Source organism: Pseudomonas sp. ACM7 (assembly GCF_004136015.1).
GTDB lineage: Bacteria > Pseudomonadota > Gammaproteobacteria > Pseudomonadales > Pseudomonadaceae > Aquipseudomonas > Aquipseudomonas frigoris.
The window spans coordinates 4,671,907-4,695,827 of record NZ_CP024866.1 but is presented as its reverse complement, the minus strand read 5'-3'; the positions used below and the strand labels follow the sequence as shown (position 1 = coordinate 4,695,827).

21 protein-coding genes and 2 pseudogenes are annotated in these 23,921 nt (G+C 49.2%); 10 read left to right on the top strand and 13 right to left on the bottom strand.

What is annotated here, in order from left to right; all coding sequences use genetic code 11:
- Nucleotides 1-37: 37 nt before the first annotated feature.
- Nucleotides 38-467, bottom strand: a pseudogene (locus CUN63_RS22245) (transposase); the annotation flags it as partial.
- Between the two features lie 439 nt (nt 468-906).
- On the opposite strand from CUN63_RS22245, the gene CUN63_RS22240 reads away from it, so the two are divergent.
- The 8 genes from CUN63_RS22240 (at nt 907) to rffA (ending at nt 7,929) form a co-directional block, all read left to right on the top strand.
- Nucleotides 907-1,602: a WbqC family protein gene (locus CUN63_RS22240; protein WP_129442474.1), complete on the top strand. Its 696-nt coding sequence runs from the start codon at nt 907-909 to the stop codon at nt 1,600-1,602.
- A complete protein-coding gene (locus tag CUN63_RS22235; RefSeq protein WP_129442471.1) occupies nt 1,599-2,528 on the top strand; it encodes a glycosyltransferase family 2 protein in 930 nt (309 codons plus the stop codon). The genes CUN63_RS22240 and CUN63_RS22235 overlap by 4 nt, the downstream gene beginning before the upstream one ends.
- A complete protein-coding gene (locus tag CUN63_RS22230) occupies nt 2,509-3,141 on the top strand; it encodes a trans-aconitate 2-methyltransferase (protein WP_129442469.1) in 633 nt (210 codons plus the stop codon). The genes CUN63_RS22235 and CUN63_RS22230 overlap by 20 nt, the downstream gene beginning before the upstream one ends.
- On the top strand, nt 3,141-3,806 hold the full coding sequence (locus tag CUN63_RS22225) for an acetyltransferase (RefSeq protein ID WP_129442467.1): 666 nt from the start codon (nt 3,141-3,143) through the stop codon (nt 3,804-3,806). Before CUN63_RS22230 ends, CUN63_RS22225 begins: the two co-directional genes overlap by 1 nt.
- A complete protein-coding gene (locus CUN63_RS22220; RefSeq protein WP_129442465.1) occupies nt 3,803-4,726 on the top strand; it encodes a hypothetical protein in 924 nt (307 codons plus the stop codon). The genes CUN63_RS22225 and CUN63_RS22220 overlap by 4 nt, the downstream gene beginning before the upstream one ends.
- Nucleotides 4,726-5,100 carry an EamA family transporter gene (locus CUN63_RS22215; protein ID WP_129442463.1) on the top strand — a complete coding sequence of 125 codons (375 nt, stop codon included), beginning with the start codon at nt 4,726-4,728 and terminating at the stop codon, nt 5,098-5,100. The genes CUN63_RS22220 and CUN63_RS22215 overlap by 1 nt, the downstream gene beginning before the upstream one ends.
- The gene (locus CUN63_RS22210; RefSeq protein WP_129442460.1) at nt 5,093-6,694 is read left to right on the top strand and encodes a hypothetical protein; all 1,602 of its coding nucleotides are present in this window, start codon (nt 5,093-5,095) and stop codon (nt 6,692-6,694) included. Before CUN63_RS22215 ends, CUN63_RS22210 begins: the two co-directional genes overlap by 8 nt.
- A 104-nt stretch (nt 6,695-6,798) precedes the next feature.
- A complete protein-coding gene (gene rffA, locus CUN63_RS22205) occupies nt 6,799-7,929 on the top strand; it encodes a dTDP-4-amino-4,6-dideoxygalactose transaminase (protein WP_129445136.1) in 1,131 nt (376 codons plus the stop codon).
- Between the two features lie 202 nt (nt 7,930-8,131).
- On the opposite strand, the pseudogene CUN63_RS22200 reads toward rffA, so the two are convergent.
- Nucleotides 8,132-8,641 (bottom strand): annotated as a pseudogene (locus CUN63_RS22200) (IS66 family transposase); the annotation flags it as partial.
- A 75-nt stretch (nt 8,642-8,716) separates the two neighbouring features.
- On the opposite strand from CUN63_RS22200, the gene tnpB reads away from it, so the two are divergent.
- Nucleotides 8,717-9,076 carry an IS66 family insertion sequence element accessory protein TnpB gene (gene tnpB / locus CUN63_RS22195; RefSeq protein WP_240050551.1) on the top strand — a complete coding sequence of 120 codons (360 nt, stop codon included), beginning with the start codon at nt 8,717-8,719 and terminating at the stop codon, nt 9,074-9,076.
- A gap of 17 nt (nt 9,077-9,093) precedes the next feature.
- On the top strand, nt 9,094-10,353 hold the full coding sequence (locus CUN63_RS22190; protein WP_129442457.1) for an IS66 family transposase: 1,260 nt from the start codon (nt 9,094-9,096) through the stop codon (nt 10,351-10,353).
- A 243-nt stretch (nt 10,354-10,596) separates the two neighbouring features.
- On the opposite strand, the gene CUN63_RS22185 is transcribed toward CUN63_RS22190, so the two are convergent.
- The 11 genes from CUN63_RS22185 to CUN63_RS22135 form a co-directional block, all read right to left on the bottom strand.
- Nucleotides 10,597-12,447, bottom strand: coding sequence for a hypothetical protein (locus CUN63_RS22185; RefSeq protein WP_129442455.1), 1,851 nt, complete (start codon nt 12,445-12,447; stop codon nt 10,597-10,599).
- 229 nt (nt 12,448-12,676) lie between these two features.
- Nucleotides 12,677-14,671, bottom strand: a complete 1,995-nt coding sequence (locus CUN63_RS22180) for a nucleoside-diphosphate sugar epimerase/dehydratase (RefSeq protein ID WP_129445134.1) — start codon at nt 14,669-14,671, stop codon at nt 12,677-12,679.
- Nucleotides 14,672-14,772: 101 nt separating this feature from the next.
- The gene (locus CUN63_RS22175; protein WP_129442453.1) at nt 14,773-15,798 is read right to left on the bottom strand and encodes a glycosyltransferase family 4 protein; all 1,026 of its coding nucleotides are present in this window, start codon (nt 15,796-15,798) and stop codon (nt 14,773-14,775) included.
- Nucleotides 15,799-15,800: 2 nt separating this feature from the next.
- Nucleotides 15,801-16,763 (bottom strand): SDR family oxidoreductase, encoded by a 963-nt coding sequence (locus tag CUN63_RS22170; protein ID WP_129442450.1) that lies wholly within the window; start codon nt 16,761-16,763, stop codon nt 15,801-15,803.
- A complete protein-coding gene (locus CUN63_RS22165; RefSeq protein WP_129442447.1) occupies nt 16,763-18,016 on the bottom strand; it encodes a glycosyltransferase family 4 protein in 1,254 nt (417 codons plus the stop codon). Before CUN63_RS22165 ends, CUN63_RS22170 begins: the two co-directional genes overlap by 1 nt.
- 14 nt (nt 18,017-18,030) lie before the next feature.
- Nucleotides 18,031-19,161 (bottom strand): non-hydrolyzing UDP-N-acetylglucosamine 2-epimerase, encoded by a 1,131-nt coding sequence (wecB, locus tag CUN63_RS22160; RefSeq protein WP_129442444.1) that lies wholly within the window; start codon nt 19,159-19,161, stop codon nt 18,031-18,033.
- A 23-nt stretch (nt 19,162-19,184) separates the two neighbouring features.
- On the bottom strand, nt 19,185-20,303 hold the full coding sequence (locus tag CUN63_RS22155) for an NAD-dependent epimerase/dehydratase family protein (protein ID WP_129442442.1): 1,119 nt from the start codon (nt 20,301-20,303) through the stop codon (nt 19,185-19,187).
- 3 nt (nt 20,304-20,306) lie between these two features.
- Nucleotides 20,307-21,341, bottom strand: coding sequence for a polysaccharide biosynthesis protein (locus CUN63_RS22150; protein WP_129442439.1), 1,035 nt, complete (start codon nt 21,339-21,341; stop codon nt 20,307-20,309).
- Nucleotides 21,342-21,372: 31 nt separating this feature from the next.
- Nucleotides 21,373-22,155, bottom strand: coding sequence for an AglZ/HisF2 family acetamidino modification protein (locus tag CUN63_RS22145; protein WP_129442436.1), 783 nt, complete (start codon nt 22,153-22,155; stop codon nt 21,373-21,375).
- Between the two features lies 1 nt (nt 22,156).
- On the bottom strand, nt 22,157-22,771 hold the full coding sequence (gene hisH, locus CUN63_RS22140; protein ID WP_129442433.1) for an imidazole glycerol phosphate synthase subunit HisH: 615 nt from the start codon (nt 22,769-22,771) through the stop codon (nt 22,157-22,159).
- A complete protein-coding gene (locus CUN63_RS22135) occupies nt 22,768-23,910 on the bottom strand; it encodes an N-acetyl sugar amidotransferase (protein ID WP_129442430.1) in 1,143 nt (380 codons plus the stop codon). The genes hisH and CUN63_RS22135 overlap by 4 nt, the downstream gene beginning before the upstream one ends.
- Nucleotides 23,911-23,921 lie beyond the last annotated feature (11 nt).

Sequence of the window (23,921 nt, the reverse complement as noted above, 5' to 3'; positions counted from 1 at the left end):
TGAGGTTCATATGGCGCCGCGAGGACGCCACCGCCTAAAACTTGCTGCCGTCGATGGCCACCAGCTCACCGGCGATCAGACCGGCTGTGCGGCAAAACCGGACGAAAGAACGGTACGTCGCCACAAAGGCGAGTTTGTTGTTTTTGTGAAAGTCGGCGATGGTCTTGAAGTCGGGTTTGAGTCGGTTGATCAGCCACATCACTTCAATGTTCCGCTGGCACTCGGCTTCGAGCCGCCGAGATGAGCGAATCCGCTGAAAATAGCCGTAGAGGTAGAGTTTTAGCTGATCGGCAGGATCATAAGAGGGGGCGACCGGTGCTTTTGGGCAGCGCTTTATCAAAGCCCAGTTGCACGAGATCCAGCTTGGCGGCATACAGGTCGATGACGCGAACGAGATGATCCTCGGGGATCAGTTCCTCCAGCGAGACCGGGAACAGACTGGTCTGGCTGCGGGACTCTCCTTGGATGTAAGCCTTTGAGCGCTGCGCAGATTGTCAGGTTTTCACACAGTCTGAAAGCCTGATTTTTTGAAGGCGACCGTTTTTTTGAGCGCCCAATGACGGACGGCAAAACGTCGGCGACTATTTCAGACCTTCCCTGATTTAGCCCTAACTGCTCTAGTTCAAAATTTTGAATGGTGGAGGGACTTATCGACGGTGCGCAGGGCGCAGAGGGTGGGGGAAACGCTGCTCACCAAATCCTTTCGACATCTATGGCCGGGTAAAAATTCTCCACGAAAAGAGTGACGCCTCCCCCCTCGCAGATTAATATGCCACTGCTTAGAAAAGGTGAAGTAGTATTTCCGTGAGCCTGTCTACTCCTTCTATTCCACAGATTAAAAAGACTAATTATTACTTCTAATTTGAATTATTCAATGAAGATTTACCGCCACAAGGGAAAGGTACTTTGAAAAAAGTCGCGATACTTCAATCCAACTACATCCCTTGGAAAGGGTATTTTGACATGATCGCATCAGTGGATGAGTTCATTCTCTATGACGACATGCAATATACACGTCGTGACTGGCGAAACCGTAACCAGATCAAAACGCCACAAGGTGTGCAATGGTTGACTGTGCCCGTCCTGGTGAAAGGCAAGTACCACCAGAAAGTCAGGGAAACTGAAATCGATGGTACCGAATGGGCCGCTACACACTGGAAAGCACTGGTTCAAAATTATAGTCGCGCCCCGCACTTTCATGAAATCGCAAAATGGCTTGAACCCCTCTATCTGAACGATTCGTACACCCATATTTCAGAGCTTAATCAGCGATTTATTCAAGCTGTTTGCGATTATCTGAAAATAACGACCATCATCAGTCATTCATGGGACTATGTACTGGTCGACGGTAAAACGGAGCGCCTTGCCGACCTCTGCGCACAGGCGGGAGGTACCGAGTACATCTCAGGCCCAGCTGCCAGGGATTACATCGATGAACAGGTATTCGAAACGATGAACATCAAACTGAACTGGTTTGACTACGCAGGCTATCCGGAGTATCCGCAACTATGGGGCGAGTTCACCCATGGTGTCACGATCCTTGACCTGCTCTTCAACTGCGGAAAAGATGCCCATCGACAAATGAGGCATGTTAGTCAATGAAACTCTCCATAGTAGCGACTCTTTATCAGTCGGCATCTTATATAGAAGACTTTCATTCGCGCGCGAGCGCTGCCGCAATGAAGCTTGCAGGGGACGATTACGAAATCGTCCTCGTGAACGACGGATCACCTGACAACAGCCTTGATATCGCCATCTCACTCACCGAGCGAGATCACCACGTTGTATTGGTCGACCTCTCACGGAACTTCGGTCATCACAAGGCCATGATGACCGGCCTCTCACACTCCAAAGGAGAAAAAGTATTCCTGATAGACAGTGATCTTGAAGAGGAACCGGAGTACTTGCTCAGTTTTGCCGAACAGCTCCAGCAAAAAGCCTGTGATGTCGTCTATGGCGTGCAGGAGCAACGCAAAGGAGGTTGGTTTGAACGCTGGAGCGGCCGCTGGTTCTATCGTTTCTTTCAAGCTCTGACGGGGCTGGCACTACCGGAAAACATCGTCACCGCCAGACTGATGACACGTCGTTACGTCGACGCCTTACTACGGCATGAAGAGCGGGAAGTATTTATGGCCGGGCTTTGGCATATCACCGGCTTTGATCAGCAACCTCAAACAGTCAAAAAGAGCAATACTAGTCAAACGACTTACACCTTCAGAAAAAAAATGTCTGTACTGGTTAACTCAGTGACCTCGTTCAGCAATGCTCCTTTGGTCGGTATTTTCTACATCGGTGTTTCGATTTCATTTTTCGCCGTGCTTTACATTGCTTACTTGACAATGCACTGGCTTTTCCTCGCGAAGCCGATGAGCGGCTGGACATCAGTCATGGCCTCCATCTGGCTTCTTGGCGGCATGGTCATTTCGTTTATCGGGGTAGTGGGCATTTATCTTTCGAAGATATTTTCCGAGTCAAAACAACGCCCTTACACCATTGTGAGACAAATTTATGCACAACGACAAGACTGAACTGCTTGACGAAGTAGCGAGCTATTACTCGAAAAAGCTCGCGCTGCATGGTGAAACGCCTAATGGGGTGGACTGGAATGGTGAGCAAGGCCAGGCCCTGCGCTTCGAACAACTGTGCAAGGTCATCAACGACCCGCAACCGTTCTCTATCAGTGACCTTGGCTGTGGTTACGGCGCGCTGGTTGATTACCTGAAAAATAGGAACCTGTCGTTTTCCTATCTTGGCATAGATGTTTCAAACGAAATGATCCAGGTCGCGAAGCAGCGCTACATGGGAGTACCTGAAACTCGATTCATTTCTGCCTCCGAACCCGACTCTGTGAGGGACTACAGCATTGCTAGCGGCATCTTCAACGTTCGCCTGGGTCGTTCGAACGCCGAATGGCAGACCTACCTTGAAAACACCCTTGACGTTTTGGACCGAACAAGCCGCCTGGGATTTGCCTTCAACTGCCTGACTTCCTACTCTGACGAAGATAAGAAACGGGATGATCTGTACTACGCGGACCCTTGCTTGTTATTTGATTTATGTAAGCGACGTTACTCCCGACAAGTTGCCCTTCTTCACGATTACGGCCTTTATGAGTTCACCATTCTTGTAAGGAAGATGTGATGAAAAAAAAATTAGTGATATTCGGCTCTGGCGATATTGCACAGCTGGCCTACTTCTACTTCAATACAGACTCCGCTTACGAAATCGTGGCCTTCACTGTAGACGGTAGTTATATCGAAGACACCACCTTTTGTGGGCTGCCCGTCGTTGCGTTCGAAAATATCACCGACCATTTCGCAACCGAAAGCCACGACATGTTTATCGCCCTGAGCTATTCAAAGCTCAATGCCGTGCGCAAAGAAAAGTATCTTGCCGCAAAAACACTCGGCTACACTCTTGCCAATTACATCAGCAGTCATGCCACCGTGCTTAACGAAGGCCGTATTGGCGACAACTGTTTTATCCTTGAAGACAACACCATTCAGCCCTTTGTGACCATTGGCAATAACATCACCTTGTGGAGCGGTAACCATATTGGCCATCACTCTACGATTCAGGACCATACTTTTATCGCATCCCACGTGGTGATCTCCGGAGGCGTTCACATCGGCGAACAGTGTTTTATCGGGGTTAATGCGACGCTGCGCGATCATATAAAAGTGGAAGACAAGTGTGTCATTGGCGCAGGCACATTACTGTTGGCAAACGCTGAGCAGGAAGGCGTATTTATTGGCACGGCAACTGAACGTTCGAAAGTACCCAGCAGCAAGCTGAGAAAACTATGAAGTCGACGTGGCAAAAACTTGGTCGACTGTTTGTTGTTGAGGGTGAGAAGCGACATCCCAAGCTGTCATCTCACGCTGCCAACCCGTTGCCGGTACATCTGCACAATGATGTCTTTCGAGTATTTTTTAGCGGCAGGGATTGCGACAACCGCTCTTCTGTCGGTGCAGTAGACATCGATATCGAACAGCGGAAAGTCATCAAGGAACACGGCTTACCTTTCTTGGAACACGGACCCAAAGGCAGTTTCTATGCCGATGGCGTGAGTATTGGCAATTGCTACACCGTCGACGGCGTGCAGTACATGCTTTTCATGGGGTGGCAATCGCCCGGTAATCAGCATTGGCGTGGTGATGTCGGCAGGCTAATTGTCAATGCAGATACCACACTGATGCTCGATTGCGACACTCCGTTCATGAGCGCTGACGAAATCGACCCTATAAGCCTTTCCTACCCATGGGTACTTGAAGATGGCCGCGGCGGTTATGACATGTGGTATGGATCGACCCGGACCTGGGATTCTGGCAATGGAGAAATGATCCACGTTATCAACTCGGCACATTCCTTTGATGGAGATAATTGGCATCGTGATGGCCTGGCAATCCCCTTCGAAGTGGGTATCGCTCAAGCATTTTCACGCCCCACCGTTGCAAAGAACCATCTGGGTGGACTGGAAATGTGGTTTTCTTATCGAAGTGGAACCGGGGACACGTATCGAATCGGCTACGCGACCACTGACGAAGGTAAGCAATGGCGACTGGCGCTGGATGAAGCAGCTATTGATGTTTCCCCGGAGGGTTGGGATTCGGAAATGATCGAATACCCGTTTGTGTTTGACCACAAAGGAAAGAGATACATGCTTTATAATGGCAACGGCTATGGTAAATCCGGGTTTGGCCTGGCTGTGCTGGAGAGAAGTTGATGGCTCGCCTGTTCGATTATATATATATATTTGCAACCATTGCATTTACTGTATACGGCCAGCTTATGTTGAAATGGAGAATTTCACGCTTCGGTGTTTTGCCTGAAGACCTCTTTGGAAAGTTTAAGTTCATTGCTCATTTATTTATGGATCCCGGCATATTTTCCGGCTTCTTAGCCGCATTTTTGGCCTCAATTACGTGGATGGCCGCGATGTCGAAATTCGACTTGAGCCACGCATATCCTTTCATGAGTATAAATTTTGTCGTAGTTCTGATTTTAGGGACATGGATCTTGAGTGAGCCGATGACTTTACAAAAAGTATTAGGGATCTCCTTTATAGTGATAGGAACTGTGGTGGCTGCACGTGGATAAGAACAAAACGATAAGTAATTTTTTCTCTTTAGTGCAAAAAAAATTTTGGCTTGCGTTTCTGTTTTTTTTGGCAATCATCGCCTGCATCTATAGTATTTACCCACCGATATGGGAAACCAATGATGATATTGCCATGTCAATGGTTGCTCATGGATACGGACTGGTAACAACAGGCTCTCCCAATATCATTTTTTCCAATGTTTTATGGGGAGGGATTGTTCGCTTAATTCCATCGATCAATGGTGTGCTCGGTTATTCCGTGGCAACAGTAGGTGTACTGGCATTAACAGGAACGGCGTTTCTTTATTTTTTGTCCCGCGCGGGAGCAGGAGTGCTATGCATAGCGGCGGTTCTTATACTCGTAATGTTTCGGCCGTTGCTTTTTCCCCAGTTTACAGTGAACTCTGGCTTACTTAGTGTTGCTGCGGTGCTGTGCTGGTATTCTTTCGGCAACAATCGAAGCATCTCAGCATGCGTTGCTGCTTTTGTTTTCTCGTCTTGTGCATACTTAATTAGAAGTCAGGAGTTCATACTAGTGATTTTAGTTGCTCTCCCGTTACTTCCATTGAGGAAAATGTATGAAGACCGAGTTTGCAGAAGTACGATCCTAATACTTTTTTTTGCCTTGGCCAGTTTTTCGATCATAGATCGACAGGCGTATCAAAACGAATCATGGAAAGCTTTCAATGATTTCAACCCAGTAAGAGCAAAGTTCACCGATTTCAGAGCAGGCCCCACTCTAAAGTTGCGAACCGATGTTCTGGAGCAAAATAATTATAGTGCTAATGACGTCGACTTAGTGAGTAATTGGTTTTTTGCAGACCCAAACATCGCCAATACCAAAGTGCTAGCATCAATGCTTTCTCAAATAGGTTTTTTTCCGGATGAATCTATTGTCGCTTCTAATATATTGGCAGGTATTGAGGCTTTATGGCATCCAAAACTGGCAGCTCTGACGCTTACCGCTTTAATTCTTGCCGCCTTTTGCCCAAGCCGTAGATTAATTCTCAGCTGGGTTTTATTTGTTTCGGCCATTTCCTTGCTCGGCTTACTTGGACGGCCGGCGATACTGAGAGTTTACGTTCCTATTCTCTGCTTGCTTGTTCTAAGCCCACTATTGTTTAGTCGTCTGCATGGATGGCGGCAATTTTTTGTAGGTATTATATTGTTTGCAGGCGCTATAGTTAATTCATATTTCGTTGCCGCCGATTCAAGCAATGCCACATCAGGTTCAAAAAAACAGCTCGCTGAACTCGCAGCATTTCCAACGGATCCACTGGTTGTGTGGGGATCGGAATTCCCCTATGAGTCGCTATACCCGGTGTTAGGAGGTAAAGAACTCGTTTCAATGGATTTCAAGATCTACGTGCTGGGGGTATTCACTCTTGCACCTTTTTCTCTTGCGTCGATGGAGCAGCAGCAAGCACGTGGATTTGACAAACTGATTACCACCACTAATGGTATAAAAATTGTTGGTGCGAAAATGCTGCTACTTGAAGGGTACTGTCGTGAGCATTTCTCTTCGTCACTGATGGAGCTTGGGCGAAAAACTTATGGGTCTGTCCAGGTTGCACAGATTCGTTGTGGAAATTAGTTGTCGCTTTTGACGTGTTTGTTTCTATTAGACTTTTATTTTTACAAGCCTGCTAGGTTGGAATACACACCCTGTGCAGTCTTTGAGATTGGAGCGGAATGATGATGAGCAAAAACAATATTCCTTTTAACTGGCCACATATGACAGGAAAGGAGCTTTATTACATTGCTGAGTCTCATTTCAATGGCCGTTTAGCGGGGGACGGACCATTTACGAAGCATTGCCATAACTGGTTGGAGCAGCGCACCGGTTGTAGCAAGGCTTTGCTTACACACTCATGCACGGCGGCCTTGGAAATGTCTGCGCTGCTGCTCGACATTGAGCCGGGCGATGAAATCATCATGCCCTCATACACCTTTGTTTCCACGGCCAATGCTTTTGTATTGAGAGGGGGCGTTCCGGTTTTTGTGGATATCCGCGAAGACACGTTAAATCTCAATGAAGAACTCATCGAGTCCGCAATCACCAATCGAACCAAGGCGATTGCGCCTGTCCACTATGCGGGTGTCGCCTGCGAAATGGATAGCATCATGGCCCTCGCCAGGCGCCACAACCTCAAAGTTGTGGAAGATGCTGCGCAAGGGGTTATGGCCACCTACAAAGGACGGGCACTGGGGAGCATCGGAGACTTTGGCGCCTACAGCTTCCATGAAACAAAAAACGTCATTTCCGGTGAAGGTGGCGCCCTTTTGGTCAACGATCCAGAAATGGCCCTGCGCGCAGAAATCATCCGGGAAAAGGGTACCGACCGCACCCGATTCTTTAGAGGTGAAGTTGATAAATACACCTGGCAAGAAGTTGGCTCTTCTTTTCTTCCCGGGGAACTGATAGCCGCTTTTCTCTGGGCGCAACTGGAAGAGGCAGATCGAATCACTCAAGCGCGCCTGGCTAGTTGGGACCGATATCATAAACTGTTGGAGCCACTAGAGTCTCAGGGCATACTCCGCCGTCCCATAATCCCTGAAGAATGCCAACACAACGCTCATATGTATTACGTACTGCTAGCACCTGACATTAACCGACAAGTAGTTCTCGACAAATTTAAGAACCAGGAGATTAGTTCGGTCTTTCACTATGTCCCCCTGCATTCCTCTCCTGCTGGGCAGCGTTATGGTCGCACTCATGGTGATTTAGAAGTCACCAATTACCAATCCGAGCGCCTGGTTCGCTTGCCACTTTGGGTCGGTATTACGGAAGAACAACAACTCAGAGTGGTTGAGATGCTCTTATGCTGAACCGTTGGTCGCGGTAGGGACGGCAGTTACCTGCCGCCCCCCGCACAGATCCGCACGTGCGGAACTACCGCATACGGCTCCTGCCTCGGGTATGTGACGCGAAGCGATCCTCAGGGTAAGGATGTGCATTTCTGGGTCTAGGTATGTAGAGATCGGCAAGGCGTCCGTAGCGTGACCACTGGAGTCGGTTACGCTGGCTGCGTTGGCCATTAGCCTTCGCGGTTTCCACCAAGCTGTAGATCTGCTCACTGGCGGTGGCGCCCTTGGGCGTGTCGCTGAACAGCCATGCCTTGCGACCGATCACAAACGGTTTGATCGCTCGCTCGGCCTGGTTGTTATCGATAGGCAGGAAACCGGCCTCAGTGTAACGCTCAAGCTTGCTCCAGTTGCTGGCCAGATAACCGACGGCCTTGCCCAGGGCACTTTGCGTCGTCACCTGGGGATGCGTTTTCTCCAGCCAGCTTTTCAGTTGGGCGAGCACCGGTAAGCTCTTCTCCTGTCGTCCGGCAAAGCGTTGATCATCCGTGACCTCTTTGAGTTCGCGTTCGATGCCATACAGCTTGTTAATCATGGTCAGCGCGATATCGGCACGCCCCGTCTTGCCTTTGGGTTGCACTTTTTGCGCATCGACGAACTTGCGTCGCGCATGTGCCCAGCAACCCAGACGCTCGACACCCGGCTGCGCGCCCAAGGCGTTATAGCGTATCCGATCCATGAACACCACATTCAAAGCCAACTGTTGATCCGCAATGCTGTGCTCCCGATTCTTTTCAGGAGCCAGCAGCTCATGATGCGACCCGACGCCAAAGTCGAAAAGGTGTACCTCTACCCCAAGGCCGTGGACTTCCGAAAATCCATCGACGGCCTGGCCGCTCTGGTCGAGCTGGATATCAAAGTCGCGGTGTTCGACCCTGTACTTTTCGTCTTTCTGAATCGCCACCGTAACCGGGTGAAAATCCTCTACTGGGAGCGCAACGGCTTCTGCCTTTGGCTCAAGCGCCTGGAATCCGAACGCTTCAAAACATCCCCCGACGCTACCGATGAAGCCATCGTATTAACTGTTCAGGAATTGAACTGGTTGCTCGACGGTTTTGACCTGTGGCGCAATCGCCCTCATCAGGTTTTGACTCCAAGATTCGTCGCCTGACGGGTATAATCCGGAGCATGATTTCGATGCCCGAACACCTTCCTGATGACCCAGAACTTCTCAAGCAAATGCTGCTTGATGCGTTCGACGCGCTCGCTCGCCAGCAGGAAGTGGGTCAGGCTTACGAAACGCATATTGTTGACCTGAAAGAACAGATCAAGTTGTTACGCGACCGTTTGTTCGGTCGTAGATCCGAGCAAACAGTCGAGCCCAACACGCCGCAACTGGCCTTATTCAACGAACCCGAAAGCGAACCAATGAGCATGGCCAGTCCGAGCGTGCTGGCCATGCTGTTGACCACCAAGTATGTCGATGGCTTGCCGCTGCATCGTTTTGAAACGGTGCTGAGCCGACACGGTGTAGAGATCCCGCGTCAGACCCTCGCCCGCTGGATTATCCAGTGCGTCGAGCACTTACAACCGTTGCTGAATTTGATGCGCGACCGGTTGCTGGAAAGCCCCGTCATCCACTGCGATGAAACCCGCGTTCAGGTACTGAAAGAACCGGATCGAGACCCGACCAGCCAATCCTGGATGTGGGTGCAGGCCAGCGGGCCACCCGATCGAAAAGTCGTGCTGTTCGACTACACCTCCAGCCGTGCGCAGGACGTGCCGTTGCGCCTGCTGGAAGGTTATCGCGGCCATGTCATGACCGACGATTACGCGGGATATAACGCGTTGGCGTTGCAACCGGGTGTGGAACGTCTGGCGTGCATGGCCCATGCCCGGCGCAAGTTCGTCGATGCGCAAAAAGTGCAGCCCAAGGGCAAGACGGGACGTGCCGATATCGCGCTGACGATGATCAACAAGCTGTACGGCATTGAGCGCGAACTCAAGGATGTCAGCGATGAACAGCGTTTTATTAATCTTCAGGAAAAGAGCCTGCCGATCCTGGCCCAGTTGAAAAGCTGGTTGGATAAAACGCAGCCGCAGGTGACGCCACAAAGTGTTTTGGGCAAGGCCGTTAATTATCTGGCCAGCAACTGGAGCCGGCTGGAGCGCTACGTGGAGGCTGGCTTTTTACCGATTGACAACAACCCGGCAGAGCGCGCAATAAAGCCGTTTGTGATCGGTCGCAAGGCTTGGCTGTTTAGCGATACGCCCAAAGGCGCCACCGCCAGTGCGCAGATCTACAGCTTGGTCGAGACCGCCAAGGTCAACGGCCAGGAGCCCTATACGTGGCTGCGCCACGTACTGGAAAGACTGCCGCATGCTCAGTCGGTCGCCGACTACGAAGCGTTGTTGCCGTGGAACTGCTCGCCAGAGATGCCACGGTAAACACGGAGCGCTCCTGGCGGTAGATGTACTTCATGGATCGCTTACTAATAATCATGCTTCTGAACGTCAGCGCGTAGCAGCAAAACGCGGGCGCAGTGACCTGTTCGGCGCTGACGATTCAAACCGTCGCCAGTCGGCAAGCGTTAGCCAGAGTGCACGGCTCTATGGAGGTCGAAGATCGCCAAACAAAAGCCTTCTGCAAAACGACCTCAGTTGATGAGGCTAGTGCCGACGCGTTGAGTATCAATTCCTGCTGTCACTACACGCCTTGATCGACGTGTTTGAGTTTCTAACAGGTTTTAACAGCTGTTGCGCCGGACGCTGTTCGTACCCTCCCGCACCTTTGGCTGTATTCCAAGAAGCCACCACCTCATAATCCGAGAGTTCGGCCCCGAAGCTGGACACCAGACTAACGGAAAGACTCCTTGGGCCTTCTGGTTCAGTCAGAAGCCAAGCTGCAGCTAGTTGGTCACAGGGGACCCTCTTCAATGCTTCACTTGCCATTTTAAAGCTACCTGGATAACCGCCGATCATCCAAGCCTGACCGATATTAGTTGCGCCTATCGCGAAAAGAACGCTTGGGGATTGCCCAGTCAGGTCGATGACCGGTGTGCCGGGTTGAAATCCAACCTTCCGGGAGGCAGTCATGGCGGCTGTCAAATAAGTCGCATAGCCTTGGGACAAAACAAGACCTGATCCACCTTGTCCTATTTCTACCGTATGAGTATTCAGCCTTAAAGGCTCTGGCTGTCGATAAGGCGACTCCATACCTGTTAGTAATAACAACACCACAATCAGTTGAGTAGCCAACAGGAAAGGAAGAAGAGCGTAACCTGCTTTGGCTTTACTGATTACAGGCGCAACCAATACCAACCCTCCAAGTAACCAAAAAAAACCAGCCAAACCACCTACTTGCCAATAATTATTATTAGTGCCGAACGCGTATACATGAGGAAAAATCGTAAACATGACTCCGATTGACCATCGCGAAATTGGGACATGCAAAAAAAATCGATGTCTGTACAACCCGATGGAGAACAGAATCATCGAAGCAGGGATAGAGAGCATCAATAAATTATGAAACCCGCCATTGTCCAACGTCGCTAAAATTCTAAAACTCACCAAAAGCAAAATCAGAAGAACAACGATGCCAGCACAGACAACCCCGAGAATATTTAACGCTCTGCGGCCAGAATCCATCAGCAGCGCAGCCACTAACGAAATCAGCAGCGCCGAAAAAAACAACGTTATGTCCTGTTGATTTAATACAAAATCGTCAACCCTGATGAGATTGCTAACGGAATAGCCGCCCCCAAGATAATCCGAAAACTTCATCGCAACCTGAAGTCGACGAATGAAATCCTGCACAGAGCCATCAATGAGAAAGGCGCTAAAAACCAACAGCAATAATGTTAGTGCGCCACAGAATACCGCCAATCTAAAATTGAATTTTCTCGCAAGCAAAATATATAAAAAGGCGCCCCCCCCAAGAACAGCAGCGCTGCTTGGCTTTGCCATGAACGCCAACCATCCCCCGATTGCGATTAGAGCCCAACCAAGAATACTTTCCTTACTGATTTTGGATTGCGCTGCAGCCAACCCAGTTGCTGCGATTAAAAGTGCCTGCAAGTTTAGGCTGTTATAACTTGGCGTGGGGAGCCACGCACTGAAAAAAACCAAACTTCCGCTTGCAAAACCGAAAGCAAAAGCAAGATGTTGGATTTTCCCTTTAAGATCCTCATCAAAAACCCCTTTTAATAGGGTAAAGACCAACATCCAACTCAATCCAAAAACCATTAATACGTTTACTTTTCGTATCAGGGCAATATCCCCACCAAAAAGCAAATATAAAGGATGATAGATAAATCCAAATTGCGACAGTGACCAGTCGTACAAGCCGGGCTTGCTTCCCCAAGCGAGATAAAACCCTTCATCAGTGAAGTCTAGGCCGTAACGGCTCATAACCATTAACAATCCGAGAATTGCAACAGCCCCGAGAACAGAAAAAACAATAGAAAAAAAATAAATATAGGTAGGCGCACGCACTAATGCATTTTGATCAATCAGCTGTGGATCACCGTGCTGAATACTCATTGATTGTTCGACCTTTTTATTCACTTCGGAATTTGAAAAACTTTTTATTTTTTAGATAAGATTATTGACCATGCTCAATAATCATCGCGCACAAGAAACCCCATACAAATAACTATGCAAGACTCAGCCCCAACTCCATAAATTATTGTACAAGCTTGCCATAGAACGAAAACGCCCGTTCTTTTAAAGCAGACGTCTTACCTGCCAGTATAACTTATTCAATGTCGGCTTAGGGCTCAAGCCTGCGCTGTTGATATATCCAGTCCACGATGTCTCCATCAGGCGCATAACCGCTAACAGTATCGCGCAACAGTTGCCGCACTTTGGAGTAATCGTCTTGTTCAACCGCAGCCAGCAAATCAGTAAGCTTCGCCTTCAGCACATCCCAAGACAAGTGATCTTCGTTTGCAGTCATGATCATGGGATGCTTGGTCGCTTCTACGTTATCGCCAATCAATAATTCCTCGTAGAGCTTTTCGCCTGGGCGTAGTCCCGTAAACTCGATAGCGATATCACCATTCGGATTCTTCTCCGAACGAACACTCAAGCCCGAGAGGTGAATCATCTTTTCTGCGAGCTCGACGATTTTAACTGGTTCTCCCATATCCAGGACGAATACGTCACCACCTTGCCCCATCGACCCAGCCTGAATCACCAACTGCGCAGCTTCAGGGATCGTCATGAAATAACGCGTAATCTTCGGATGGGTAACCGTTAAAGGTCCACCGGACTTGATTTGTTTGTGAAAAAGTGGAATGACCGAACCGGACGATCCCAGGACATTCCCAAATCGAACCATCGTGAAACGAGTTTTATTGACCCGCGAAACCTTGGATTTGTCTCCGAACAAAACTGGAGCAATTTCGCGACTTAACGCCTGTAGCGTTAGCTCGGCGAGACGCTTGGTACTGCCCATGACATTCGTAGGGCGCACCGCTTTATCAGTAGATATCAACACAAAGTTCGCTACGCCTGCCTGCAAAGCGGCTTGCGCAGTGTTGAGCGTGCCCATCACATTATTCAACACGCCTTCAGCGATATTGTGTTCGACCATAGGCACATGCTTATAGGCCGCTGCGTGATACACCGTGTCGATGCGCCAGGTCTTCATGACATCCAGCAACTTGGCCTGATTACGCACGGAGCCCAAGATCGGCAATAGCCTTACCGATAACGATTCACGGCTTATACGCTGCTCGAGCTCTGCCAAAATACAATAAAGATTGAATTCACTGTGGTCGAACAAAATAAGCGTGGTGGGCGACTGTGCAAGAATCTGCCTGCACAACTCTGAACCAATGGAACCGCCTGCGCCGGTTACCAGGACGGCTTTATTCTCAATGCAGTGCTCAAGCAAATCTCCCTGCGCAGGCACAGCATCACGGCCTAACAAATCGGCGATGTCGACTTCTTGAATATCATCCACTTTCACCCTGCCACTCGCCAGATCCATAAACCCTGGCACGCTGCGCACGTGCAATGGATAACCTTCAAGGAAACCAAGAATCTCGCGACGCCGACCACGGGAAGAAGAAGGAATGGCAAGCAGTATTTCTTGAGCACCTGTAGCGTGGATCATCTGCTCGATGTGCCGGGGCTTGTAAACTTGCAAGCCTGAGATGACCCGATTCGAAATGCTGTCATCATCATCGATAAAGGCGACCGGGCGCATGACACGGCCCATCCTTAGCGCAACTACAAGCTGGTTACCTGCAGCCCCCGCACCGTAGACTGCAACTCTGGGCAGACCATCGTCACGATTAGTGAAAGGTACGTGCTGAGCGGCCGAAAACCAGTCGCCGAGGAAATACTGCCGCATCGCCAGGCGCAACCCGCCGATCATCACCAGACTCAACCACCAGTAGTTGAAGATGATCGAGCGCGGCACGACGTTCTGATGATTGCTATACCAATAGACAATAAAACCAAGGATCAATGAAGAGAGACTCACAGCCTTGATGATTGCAATAAGTGCATCATTGCCAAAATAGCGCATCACCGCGCGATACATACCAAACCGAACGAACAGCGGAATCGCTACCAGAGGAGCGCTTACAAAAAGCCAGGTGTGTATGTTGAAGGGATTGATTATCTCATCAATGCCCAGGCGCACGACAAACGCGAGCCAAAGCGCCATCCATACCAGGACAACGTCAGCCAGCACCTGAATCAGTCGTTTCTGACGGCGCGGTAGCCCCAGCAACAACGCACGCAATCGATCCATAAACGCTTCAAACACCTTGTACCGCTCCTAAACTGACATCACTCGATCATTGTACATATTCGCTCGCAGCCGGCACCTTCTAAATCAGACGCCTAGTCGGATCAAGTGGCCGTAGTGGCTTCGAGCTGGCCTGCATGGAATTTCAAAGCAAGAGTAATGAGCGGAACGTAGGCGATGATTACCCCCCAAGCACCATCGAGCCCGAGCTGCGTTACCGAGTACGCAACAGGCAGCAGCCAAAACAGATTGATGGCGCCGACAGCCAGCGTTACAGGTAAATGCTTGCCAAATCGACGGGAAGCGAACTGATAGGCATGGCTGCGATGAGCCTCATAAACCTTATCGCCGCGAAGTAATCGACGTATCAAGGTAAACGTTGCATCGACTATGAATACGCCTAACAGAATCACCCAGGCCCAAAACAACTCCGAGGAAACCCAGGCAGCCTGGAGCGACAGAACCCCCAATGCAATGCCTAGAAACCCGCTCCCGGCGTCCCCCATAAATATCCGCGCAGGCGGGAAATTCCAATACAGGAAACCAGCTACCGCCACAGCTAGCATCAGTGGCCCCCAGATTAGGGTCGGGGCGCCACTTAGCCCGTAAAGCAAACAAGCACCAAGGCAAGCACACAATGCCTCAACACTCGCTATGCCATCGATTCCATCCATGAAGTTGTACAAATTCAGCAGCCAGACCAGATAAATCGTAGCGAAAACATGTCCGAACCAATGCAGTTCAAGACTGATACCGAACAAGGTAACGGGAGGAAAGCCACCCAGCCAAGCCAGAGCCCATATGCCGGCGCCAAAATGACCCAACAGACGCCAACGGGCAGCGATGTGACCGTGATCATCCATAAAACCAATAACGGCTACCAGCGCCCCGGCACCTCCTAAAGCGATCAACTGCTGCCAAGGGACCAGCTCAAACACACCGAAAACTGGAAGCGACGCCAAAAAGGTAACCACGATCGCCACCCCTCCGCCGCGCGGTGTTGGTACCGTATGGGAACTTCGCGCATTAGGGATATCGATGATGCTTCGAGCCAATGCATACCGTCGCAGCGAAGCAGTTAACACAAAAGAAAGAACGGCAACTACCGGTACCAGCCACAAGTAAATCATTGTTATTGATGTTCCCGAAAATGTATCGCAGTAATCGCCAACGCCTCATCAACACTTAGTGGGGGCGTCCATCCTAAAAGATTACGAGTTTTAGTAATATCGACTTGCAACGACCCGCACAGTCGCTGAGACAGCCCCTTTTTACCCACCAGAGCGGCGCCACTCTGAAGTATCCAGCTAGGTACCGGTATCAGTCTAGCCGGTTTGTTGAGCGCTTTCGCCATCTTGCTCAGCAATGTGGTGGTGGATAAATCCTCACCATCACTCACCAGAAAGGTCTGGTTTGCAGCGGCAGGATGAACGATGCACGTCAATACCAGGTCCACCAGATTATCCAGCGCGACCAGACTTCGACTGTTATGGATTGCTCCAAAAGGTAGCGGAACCCCCTTATCCAACCAGCGCATCATGTTAAGGAAGTTGGCTTTGACGCCTGGCCCATAGACCAGCACCGGTCGGATAATAACGACCTCCATCGCAGTTTCTACCGCCAGTTCGCGAAGCCCCTGCTCGGCTTCCATCTTCGAAATACCATAGGGGTCCATGGGAGCAGGAACATCATCTGCGGCATAAGCAGTACCAGGAACCGTCCCTTCCCCATTGACCTTGATTGAACTGATAAAGATGAATCGCCGTACACCCGCAGCGGCAGCTTGTCTGGCGAGATTCAACGTCCCTTCTACGTTTACTTTGCGGAATGCCGCCAGCGGATCGGTTTCTACATCATTCATGACATGCACCCGAGCCGCGGAATGAATCACTACGTCCGACCCGGTCAAGTGTTCTTCCCAACGAGTGCCACCATCGAAGGACTTGATACACACCTTCGGAACACCCTGAATGGGCACTCGTGACTCGTCTCGAACAGCAACCACGACAGGGTGTTTGTTCTCGTGATGTAACCGATTGAGAATGGCTCCTCCGACGAAACCCGTCGCGCCAGTCAGTAAAATGGTCTGCGGCATCAGCGGGTCGCCTTTCGTAGGGTGGCGTTGCGGAAAAGATCTTCAAGCCGGGCCAGAAGAAGGGGTTTCGAGTAGTTACTCAGATAATACTGACGACCAGATTGCCCCATCGCCTTCAATTCAACTGCGTCCGTCTTCGCGAGCGCCAAGGTAATGTTTGCGAGTCCGCTGGCATCGCCGGATGCGCAAGTGAAACCGGCGCCTGAATCACCAATTACTCTTGCTGCCTCTCCATTAATCATTCCCAAAAGGGGCCTGCCTGATGCTAGATAGGCTTGTACTTTTCCAGGAATGGTCTTTTCAAACACATCATTGGTTTTGAGGGAAACGAGCAAGGCATCCGCGCTTGCAAACAATCCTGGCATCTCTTCCAAAGGATGCCGCCCCAATAGCAATACGTTATTCAGGCCCCGGGAATGAACTTGTTGACTCATCCATTCGCTCATTCGACCATCGCCAACAATGACCCAGCGAACGGCTACTTTATCGCGCAATTGTTCTGCAGCGTCCAATACAGCCGGCAGATCTTGTGCTTCACCGAGATTGCCCGCAAATACGACCGTAAATACGGTGTCGTCACGTGCCAACAAAGTAGAGTGGTGAGTTGCTGAGGATGAAAAATCATCTTCAGCCCAGCTTGGAAAATACACCAATCTTTGCGGGGTTATGTCCTTCGTACAGTATTTTTTGACATTCTCGAAGAAACCATGTGACTGCAAAAGTAAATAATCAGTACGATTGTAAATCCACGATACCATTTTTCCGACCATTGACAGTAAGACCGGGTTTTTGAGAACTCCCACCGCCCTTAGTGTCTCAGGCCAAAGATCGAGCACCCATACAAACACCGGTGCTTTCTTTAACCGTCCCATCACCAATGCAGGAATGGCAGCCATTATTGGCGAAACGGCATAGACAAACACCGCGTCGAATTTTTCGCCACGCAGTTTGTAAGCGCCAATCGTAGAGGCACTTGTGAAGAAACTGAAATAATTCAAAACCAAATTAATACTGCGTTTACCGCGCGCAAGCATCGGCACTCTTACCACCTTGGCACCAAAGTATTCATTAAAGCGGTCCGGCGACGCTTTATATTCTTCAAACACCTTCCCTTCGGGGTAATTAGGTAAACCAGTCAACACAGTAACCGAGTGTCCTTTCTCGGTAAAGTCGCGGACTAAATCGTTGATACGCATATTTTCTGGCCAAAAATATTGCGTGACCACCAGGATCCTCAATTTACTTTCAGGCATGATCACAACTCGAATTAGTAACGCTTCCAGACGACTCGGTTAACATAATCAGTATAGCTGTGTACGATTCTGGCCACTTTTTCAGAAACATTGGGCATGCTGTAATCTGCTACTAGGCGCAACGTACGCTCTGCACCGGAAGCCTGCGTTTCCAGAATCATCAGCCCTTGCAAGACCCGCTCAACCTCAAGTCCCACCATCATCACGGCGGCCTCTTCCATACCCTCTGGACGCTCGTGGGCTTCGCGAATATTCAACGCAGGGAAATTGAGAATCGAAGACTCTTCATTGATGGTCCCGCTATCGGAAAGCACCGCTTTGGACTCGAGTTGAAGTTTATTGTAGTCCTTGAACCCCAAAGGCTTGAGGAGCTTAACATTCTCATGAAATACGATACCCATTGCATCGACACGTTTCTGGGTACGCGGGTGAGTTGAAACAATGACCGGATAACCAAATGTGGTTGCAACAGTATTAAGGACATCAACCAATTTTAGAAAGTTTTTATCAGAGTCAATATTTTCTTCGCGGTGTGCACTCACTACAAAAAATTTACCGGACTCGAGACCCAAACGCTGCAGTACATCAGAAGCCTCGATTCCATCGCGGTAATGATTCAAGACCTCGAACATCGGGCTCCCTGTCTTGATCACCATATCGGGAGACAGGCCTTCCTTGAGCAGGTAATCGCGTGCAATGGTGCTGTAGGTAAGATTGATGTCAGCGGTATGATCTACGATCCGCCGATTGATCTCTTCCGGTACCCGCATATCGAAACAACGATTACCTGCTTCCATGTGGAACGTTGGAATCTTGCGTCGCTTTGCCGGAATAACCGCCATGCAGCTATTGGTATCACCTAGCACCAAAAGGGCTTCAGGTTGAACTGACGCAAGCACACGATCCACCGAGATGATCACGTTCCCGATCGTTTCCGCACCGCTGCTACCCGCTGCGTTGAGAAAATGATCCGGTTTGCGAATTCCCAGATCCTGGAAAAATATTTCATTCAGCTCATAGTCATAATTCTGTCCGGTGTGGACCAGTACGTGTTCACAGTACTTATCCAGCGCCGCGATGACTCGTGACAAACGAATAATCTCAGGGCGAGTGCCTACGACGGTAACAATTTTCAACTTTTTCATTGCAATGCTCATTCCTAATTCGATCAGGCCTGGGTACCCACAGGCATTGTGTACGTATCTGGAAGCTCACGATTAAAAATTTCGTTCGCCCACAACATCACGATCATTTCATTCTCACCAACATTCGTGATGTCGTGACTCCAGCCAGGTACGGTTTCAACAATTTCCGGTGTGTCCCCATCGGTGAACAGTTCGTAGAACTCGCCAGATGCGATATGGCGGAACCGGAAGCAAGCCTTGCCTTTGATAACCAGGAATTTTTCTGTTTTGGTGTGATGATAATGGCCGCCTCGGGTAATACCTGGATGGGCGGTAAAATAAGAAAACTGGCCAGAATCCTTCGTTTTGAGCATCTCGACGAAGACGCCACGGGCATCTCCATATTTTGGAACTTCGTAAGTGAAATCTTCAGGGGGTAGATAGCTGAGATAGGTAGAGTACAGTGCGCGAACCAAACCCTTCCCCACACGCCCCGTGATCATCGACTGACGACTTTCCTTAAACTCATACAGCTGCGCCGAAAGTTCACCTACTGTCGTAGAATAAAGAGGTTCAACGACAACGAACGGATCACCAGACTGCTCGCCATCCATAACAGCGATAAAACTTTTAATAACGTCATCGATATAAACAAGGGAAATCCTGGCATCAGCATCATTTATGCTGATAGGTAACCCATGCGCAATATTGTGGCAAAAGGTCGCAACGGCAGAATTGTAATTAGGTCGTGCCCATTTCCCAAAAATATTGGGCAATCGAAATATATGTAAGGGGCTGCCATCGCTTGTTGAAAGATTCAGTAGCGCTTCTTCGGCGTCTCGCTTACTAGATCCATAAGCGTTGCTCAACTCAGCTTGAATTGAAGATGTATAAAGCAAAGGAATGTTGCGACCTGTGGCTGCAACAGCAGCACACAGAGCCTGTGTCAAATCGGTATTACCAACTTTAAACTCTTCAACATTTTGAGGACGATTGACACCGGCCAAGTGGAAAATAAAATCCACCTTTGATACGAGTGAATGCAGGCTGGCAATATTGTCCTCACGACAGAAGCGCAGTACCTCGACGTCTTTTCGCTCTTTCAGATGAGCAACAAGGTTTTTACCGACGAACCCGTTGGCACCGGTGATCAATACTTTCATGCCTTACTCCTCGGGAGTCGCGTGTTCGCCGCGCTGAATCGCACGCATAAAATCCAGTTTGAGCAGTAAGTTCTGCATGCCCTCGACGTCAAGACGCTCAGTGTTATGAGAATTATAGTCTTCCATCGTGGAAATCTTTTCTTCACCTTGCTCAACAAATTTACTGTAGTTCAAATCTCGCAGATCCGGGGGTACACGGAAGTAGTCACCCATGTCTTCTGCGCAAGCCATTTCTTCGCGGCTCAACAGTGCCTCGTAAAGCTTCTCGCCATGACGTGTTCCAATGATCTGGATGGGATGTTCGGGTTGTCCCAACATCGACGTCAATGCGCGAGCGAGCGTTTCCACTGTTGCTGCTGGTGCCTTCTGAACGAAGAGATCACCGTTGTTACCATGCTCAAAGGCATACAGAACCAGATCGACAGCATCCGCCAACGTCATCATGAAACGAGTCATGTTAGGGTCAGTAATTGACAAGGATTTACCGGCACGAATCTGCTCGATAAACAGCGGGATAACTGACCCACGGGATGCCATGACATTCCCGTACCGAGTGCCACAAATTACAGTTTTGGTCTCATCCACATTGCGGGATTTGGCGACCATCACCTTTTCCATCATGGCTTTAGAGATCCCCATCGCGTTGATGGGGTAAACGGCTTTGTCGGTACTTAAGCAAACGACTCGCTTAACTTCATTCTGTATCGCAGCCTCCAGGACGTTATCAGTGCCAATAACATTGGTTTTCACTGCTTCCATCGGGTGAAACTCACAAGAAGGAACCTGCTTAAGCGCTGCGGCGTGAAAAATATAATCAACGCCACGGGTCGCGTTCAGAACGCTCTGATAATCACGCACATCACCGATATAGAACTTCAGCTTTGGGTTGCTGTAGCGTTTGCGCATGTCATCCTGTTTCTTTTCGTCCCGACTGAAAATACGAATTTCAGAAATATCAGTGTCCAAAAAACGCTTTAAAACTGCGTTACCGAAAGAACCTGTGCCACCGGAAATAAGAAGTTTTTTTCCACTAAACATAATGACCTACCTTGCCGCGAACCAGGCGATGTTACTTAGTTCGTAGAGCTGAATAAATTAACTCGTCTTTTTGTTGTGCACTTGGGTAGTTGATCAGCACCGCACGATAACTCCCTTTGAACACAAAGAAACTACCTGCTGCGACACCCACAACACCACATGCGGCGACAACGCTGCGCATGTCTTCAAGCGACCCACCTCCGCCTAATATCGTGATGGGAATGTGTACGGTCTGACGTAACTTAAGTGCGAGATCTATATCATAGCCCTTCATCCGACCGTCATTTTCAATCGAATTGATGACGATCTCGCCCGCGCCAAGTTTTTCGACCTCCAATGCAACATCCAACACACTGCGCTTTGTATTTCGAGTGCCGTTATGTGTCCAGACATCACTGGCTTTGCTGAGCAGGCGGGATTTGTAGTCGAGCACGACGACGACACTTTGACTGCCAATTTCCTCGGCAATTTGAGTGATCAATGTCGGATTCTCAAGTGCTGCAGAACTGATCGCGACTTTTTCGACGCCCAACGCAATAATTTTTTTAGCCTGTTCAGCAGTCCGAACTCCTCCTCCATAACAAAGGGGCATCCGGCATTCTGCGGCCAGATTAGCTATTTGCTTATAATTAGGCTCAACACCATTAACCGTAGCATCGATATCAATGACAATAAGTTCATCTGCTTCTTTTTCATTGAATATCTTAACAGCGTTAATCGGATCACCTACATATTTTGGATCTTTAAATTTTACTGTTTTAACCAGCCCGCCATCTTGAATCAAAAGACATGGAATAATTCGTGGTCTTAACATTTCATAGTTCCGCGAAATTTTTCAGTAGACCAACACCGAAGTGATGGCTCTTTTCGGGATGAAACTGCACGCCATACACATTATCAGCGCGGACAGCACAACTGAAATCCAACCCGTACGAGGAAGTGGCGGCTATATGTTGGGGTTGCAAACAATCAAAAAAGAAAGAGTGAAGGAAGTAGAAACGTGATTCCAGTTCAAACCCTTTGAAAAGCGCCGAATCCGCAGAAGGTACAACGTCATTCCAGCCCATGTGAGGCAGGGGCAACTCCGAAAGCTGAGGGATGGCCTTGAACGAACGCACGCTGCCTGGAACCCAACCCAAGCCAGGCAGCGAGCCTTCGTCACTGCTATCGGCAAGAATCTGCATACCGACGCAGATCCCCAACACGGGGATCTTTGCCTTTTGAACGAGTTCGTCCAGCGCTGGCCGAATGCCAGAAGCGTCCAGACGTTCGATGGCATGGTCAAATGCGCCAACGCCCGGCAGGATCAGCTTGGTAGCACCGTCGAGATCAGCAGCACATTTTGCTACAGATACAGGGATGTGTAAGCGTCGATAGACATTGACAAACGCCTGAATATTGCCCAAGCCATAATCTATGATTGTTATCATCTGAAGAGTCTTCTTTCCAAACCAAGCGCGCTGAGCACTCGAGAGCCTATTCCGATCAAGAAGCGCTTGTTTTTGTAATCAAGGCACGTCTTGTTGGAACCCTCGAAAATGCTCTGAAGCTCTGGCACAGTCAAGTCCAATTTATGAGCGACGTACTCGAATTCGGACTTCAGGAATTTCTCGTCCAGTTCTGGCTTGGAAATTCGCTCCAGCGCAGCTTCCCGCGTGAGCTGACCAGTCATAATCAGGCTGGAAAAGTGAGCTCTACGTTTTTCATAACCAAATTTACGAGGCATCCAATAATCCTCGTAAAAACGGGTAAACCTGGATTCATGATGCTTATGCTGGAACCGCTTCCAGCCAAACAATTTTTCAAGCGTTTCCTCGGCCTCGCTTTTAATGTAAGGAAGCAAATTGAGTGGGCGAACCACTTGCATGCCCAATACATACCGATAATAAATCTTATAAGACAGCACGTCGACTATCGGGAAACTCTTCAACTTCCGCGATCCGAACTTGGTATGTATATCAGTGATAAGTGTCTTATCAATACCCGGATAGGCGCCCCACTCTTCAGGCTCACGGCAACACTCGGTAGAGTAATTACCACCGGTGAGCACATACTTTATCTTATGCGCCTTTGCAAATTTATATAAACCGGAGAAAAAAGCGGTGTCCTGAGGAATGTCTTGATCGGGTACCTGAGCCTTCAAAAAAGCAACCTGCAGGCTTTTCATTTCTTCCCAATTGATCACTTCGGTATAGAGGTCCAAACCTAAGCCGTCGACAAGTTTCTCTATGTTACCAACAGCCTGATCCGTATTCCAGCCCGCATCTACGTGAAAAAGCAGAGGTCTCAAGCCCATTTTTTCTTTTGCAACATAGGCCAGGTACGAACTGTCCAGCCCACCACTCAGGCCAATGATGCAGTCAAAATCTTTGCCTTCGCCCTCTTTTTTAATTTTATCGGCGATTTTCATCAGTTCAGCTTCACCAATTGAATCGGTGTGCCAATTAGGCCGAATACTTTGCGCAAAATTTAAGCAATACTCGCACTGACCATCTTCCGAAAAAGCGATATTAGGATCGCTGGTATCCATAATGCATGTACGGCAGATGTTATATTCTTTCAAACTCATAGATCACCCCA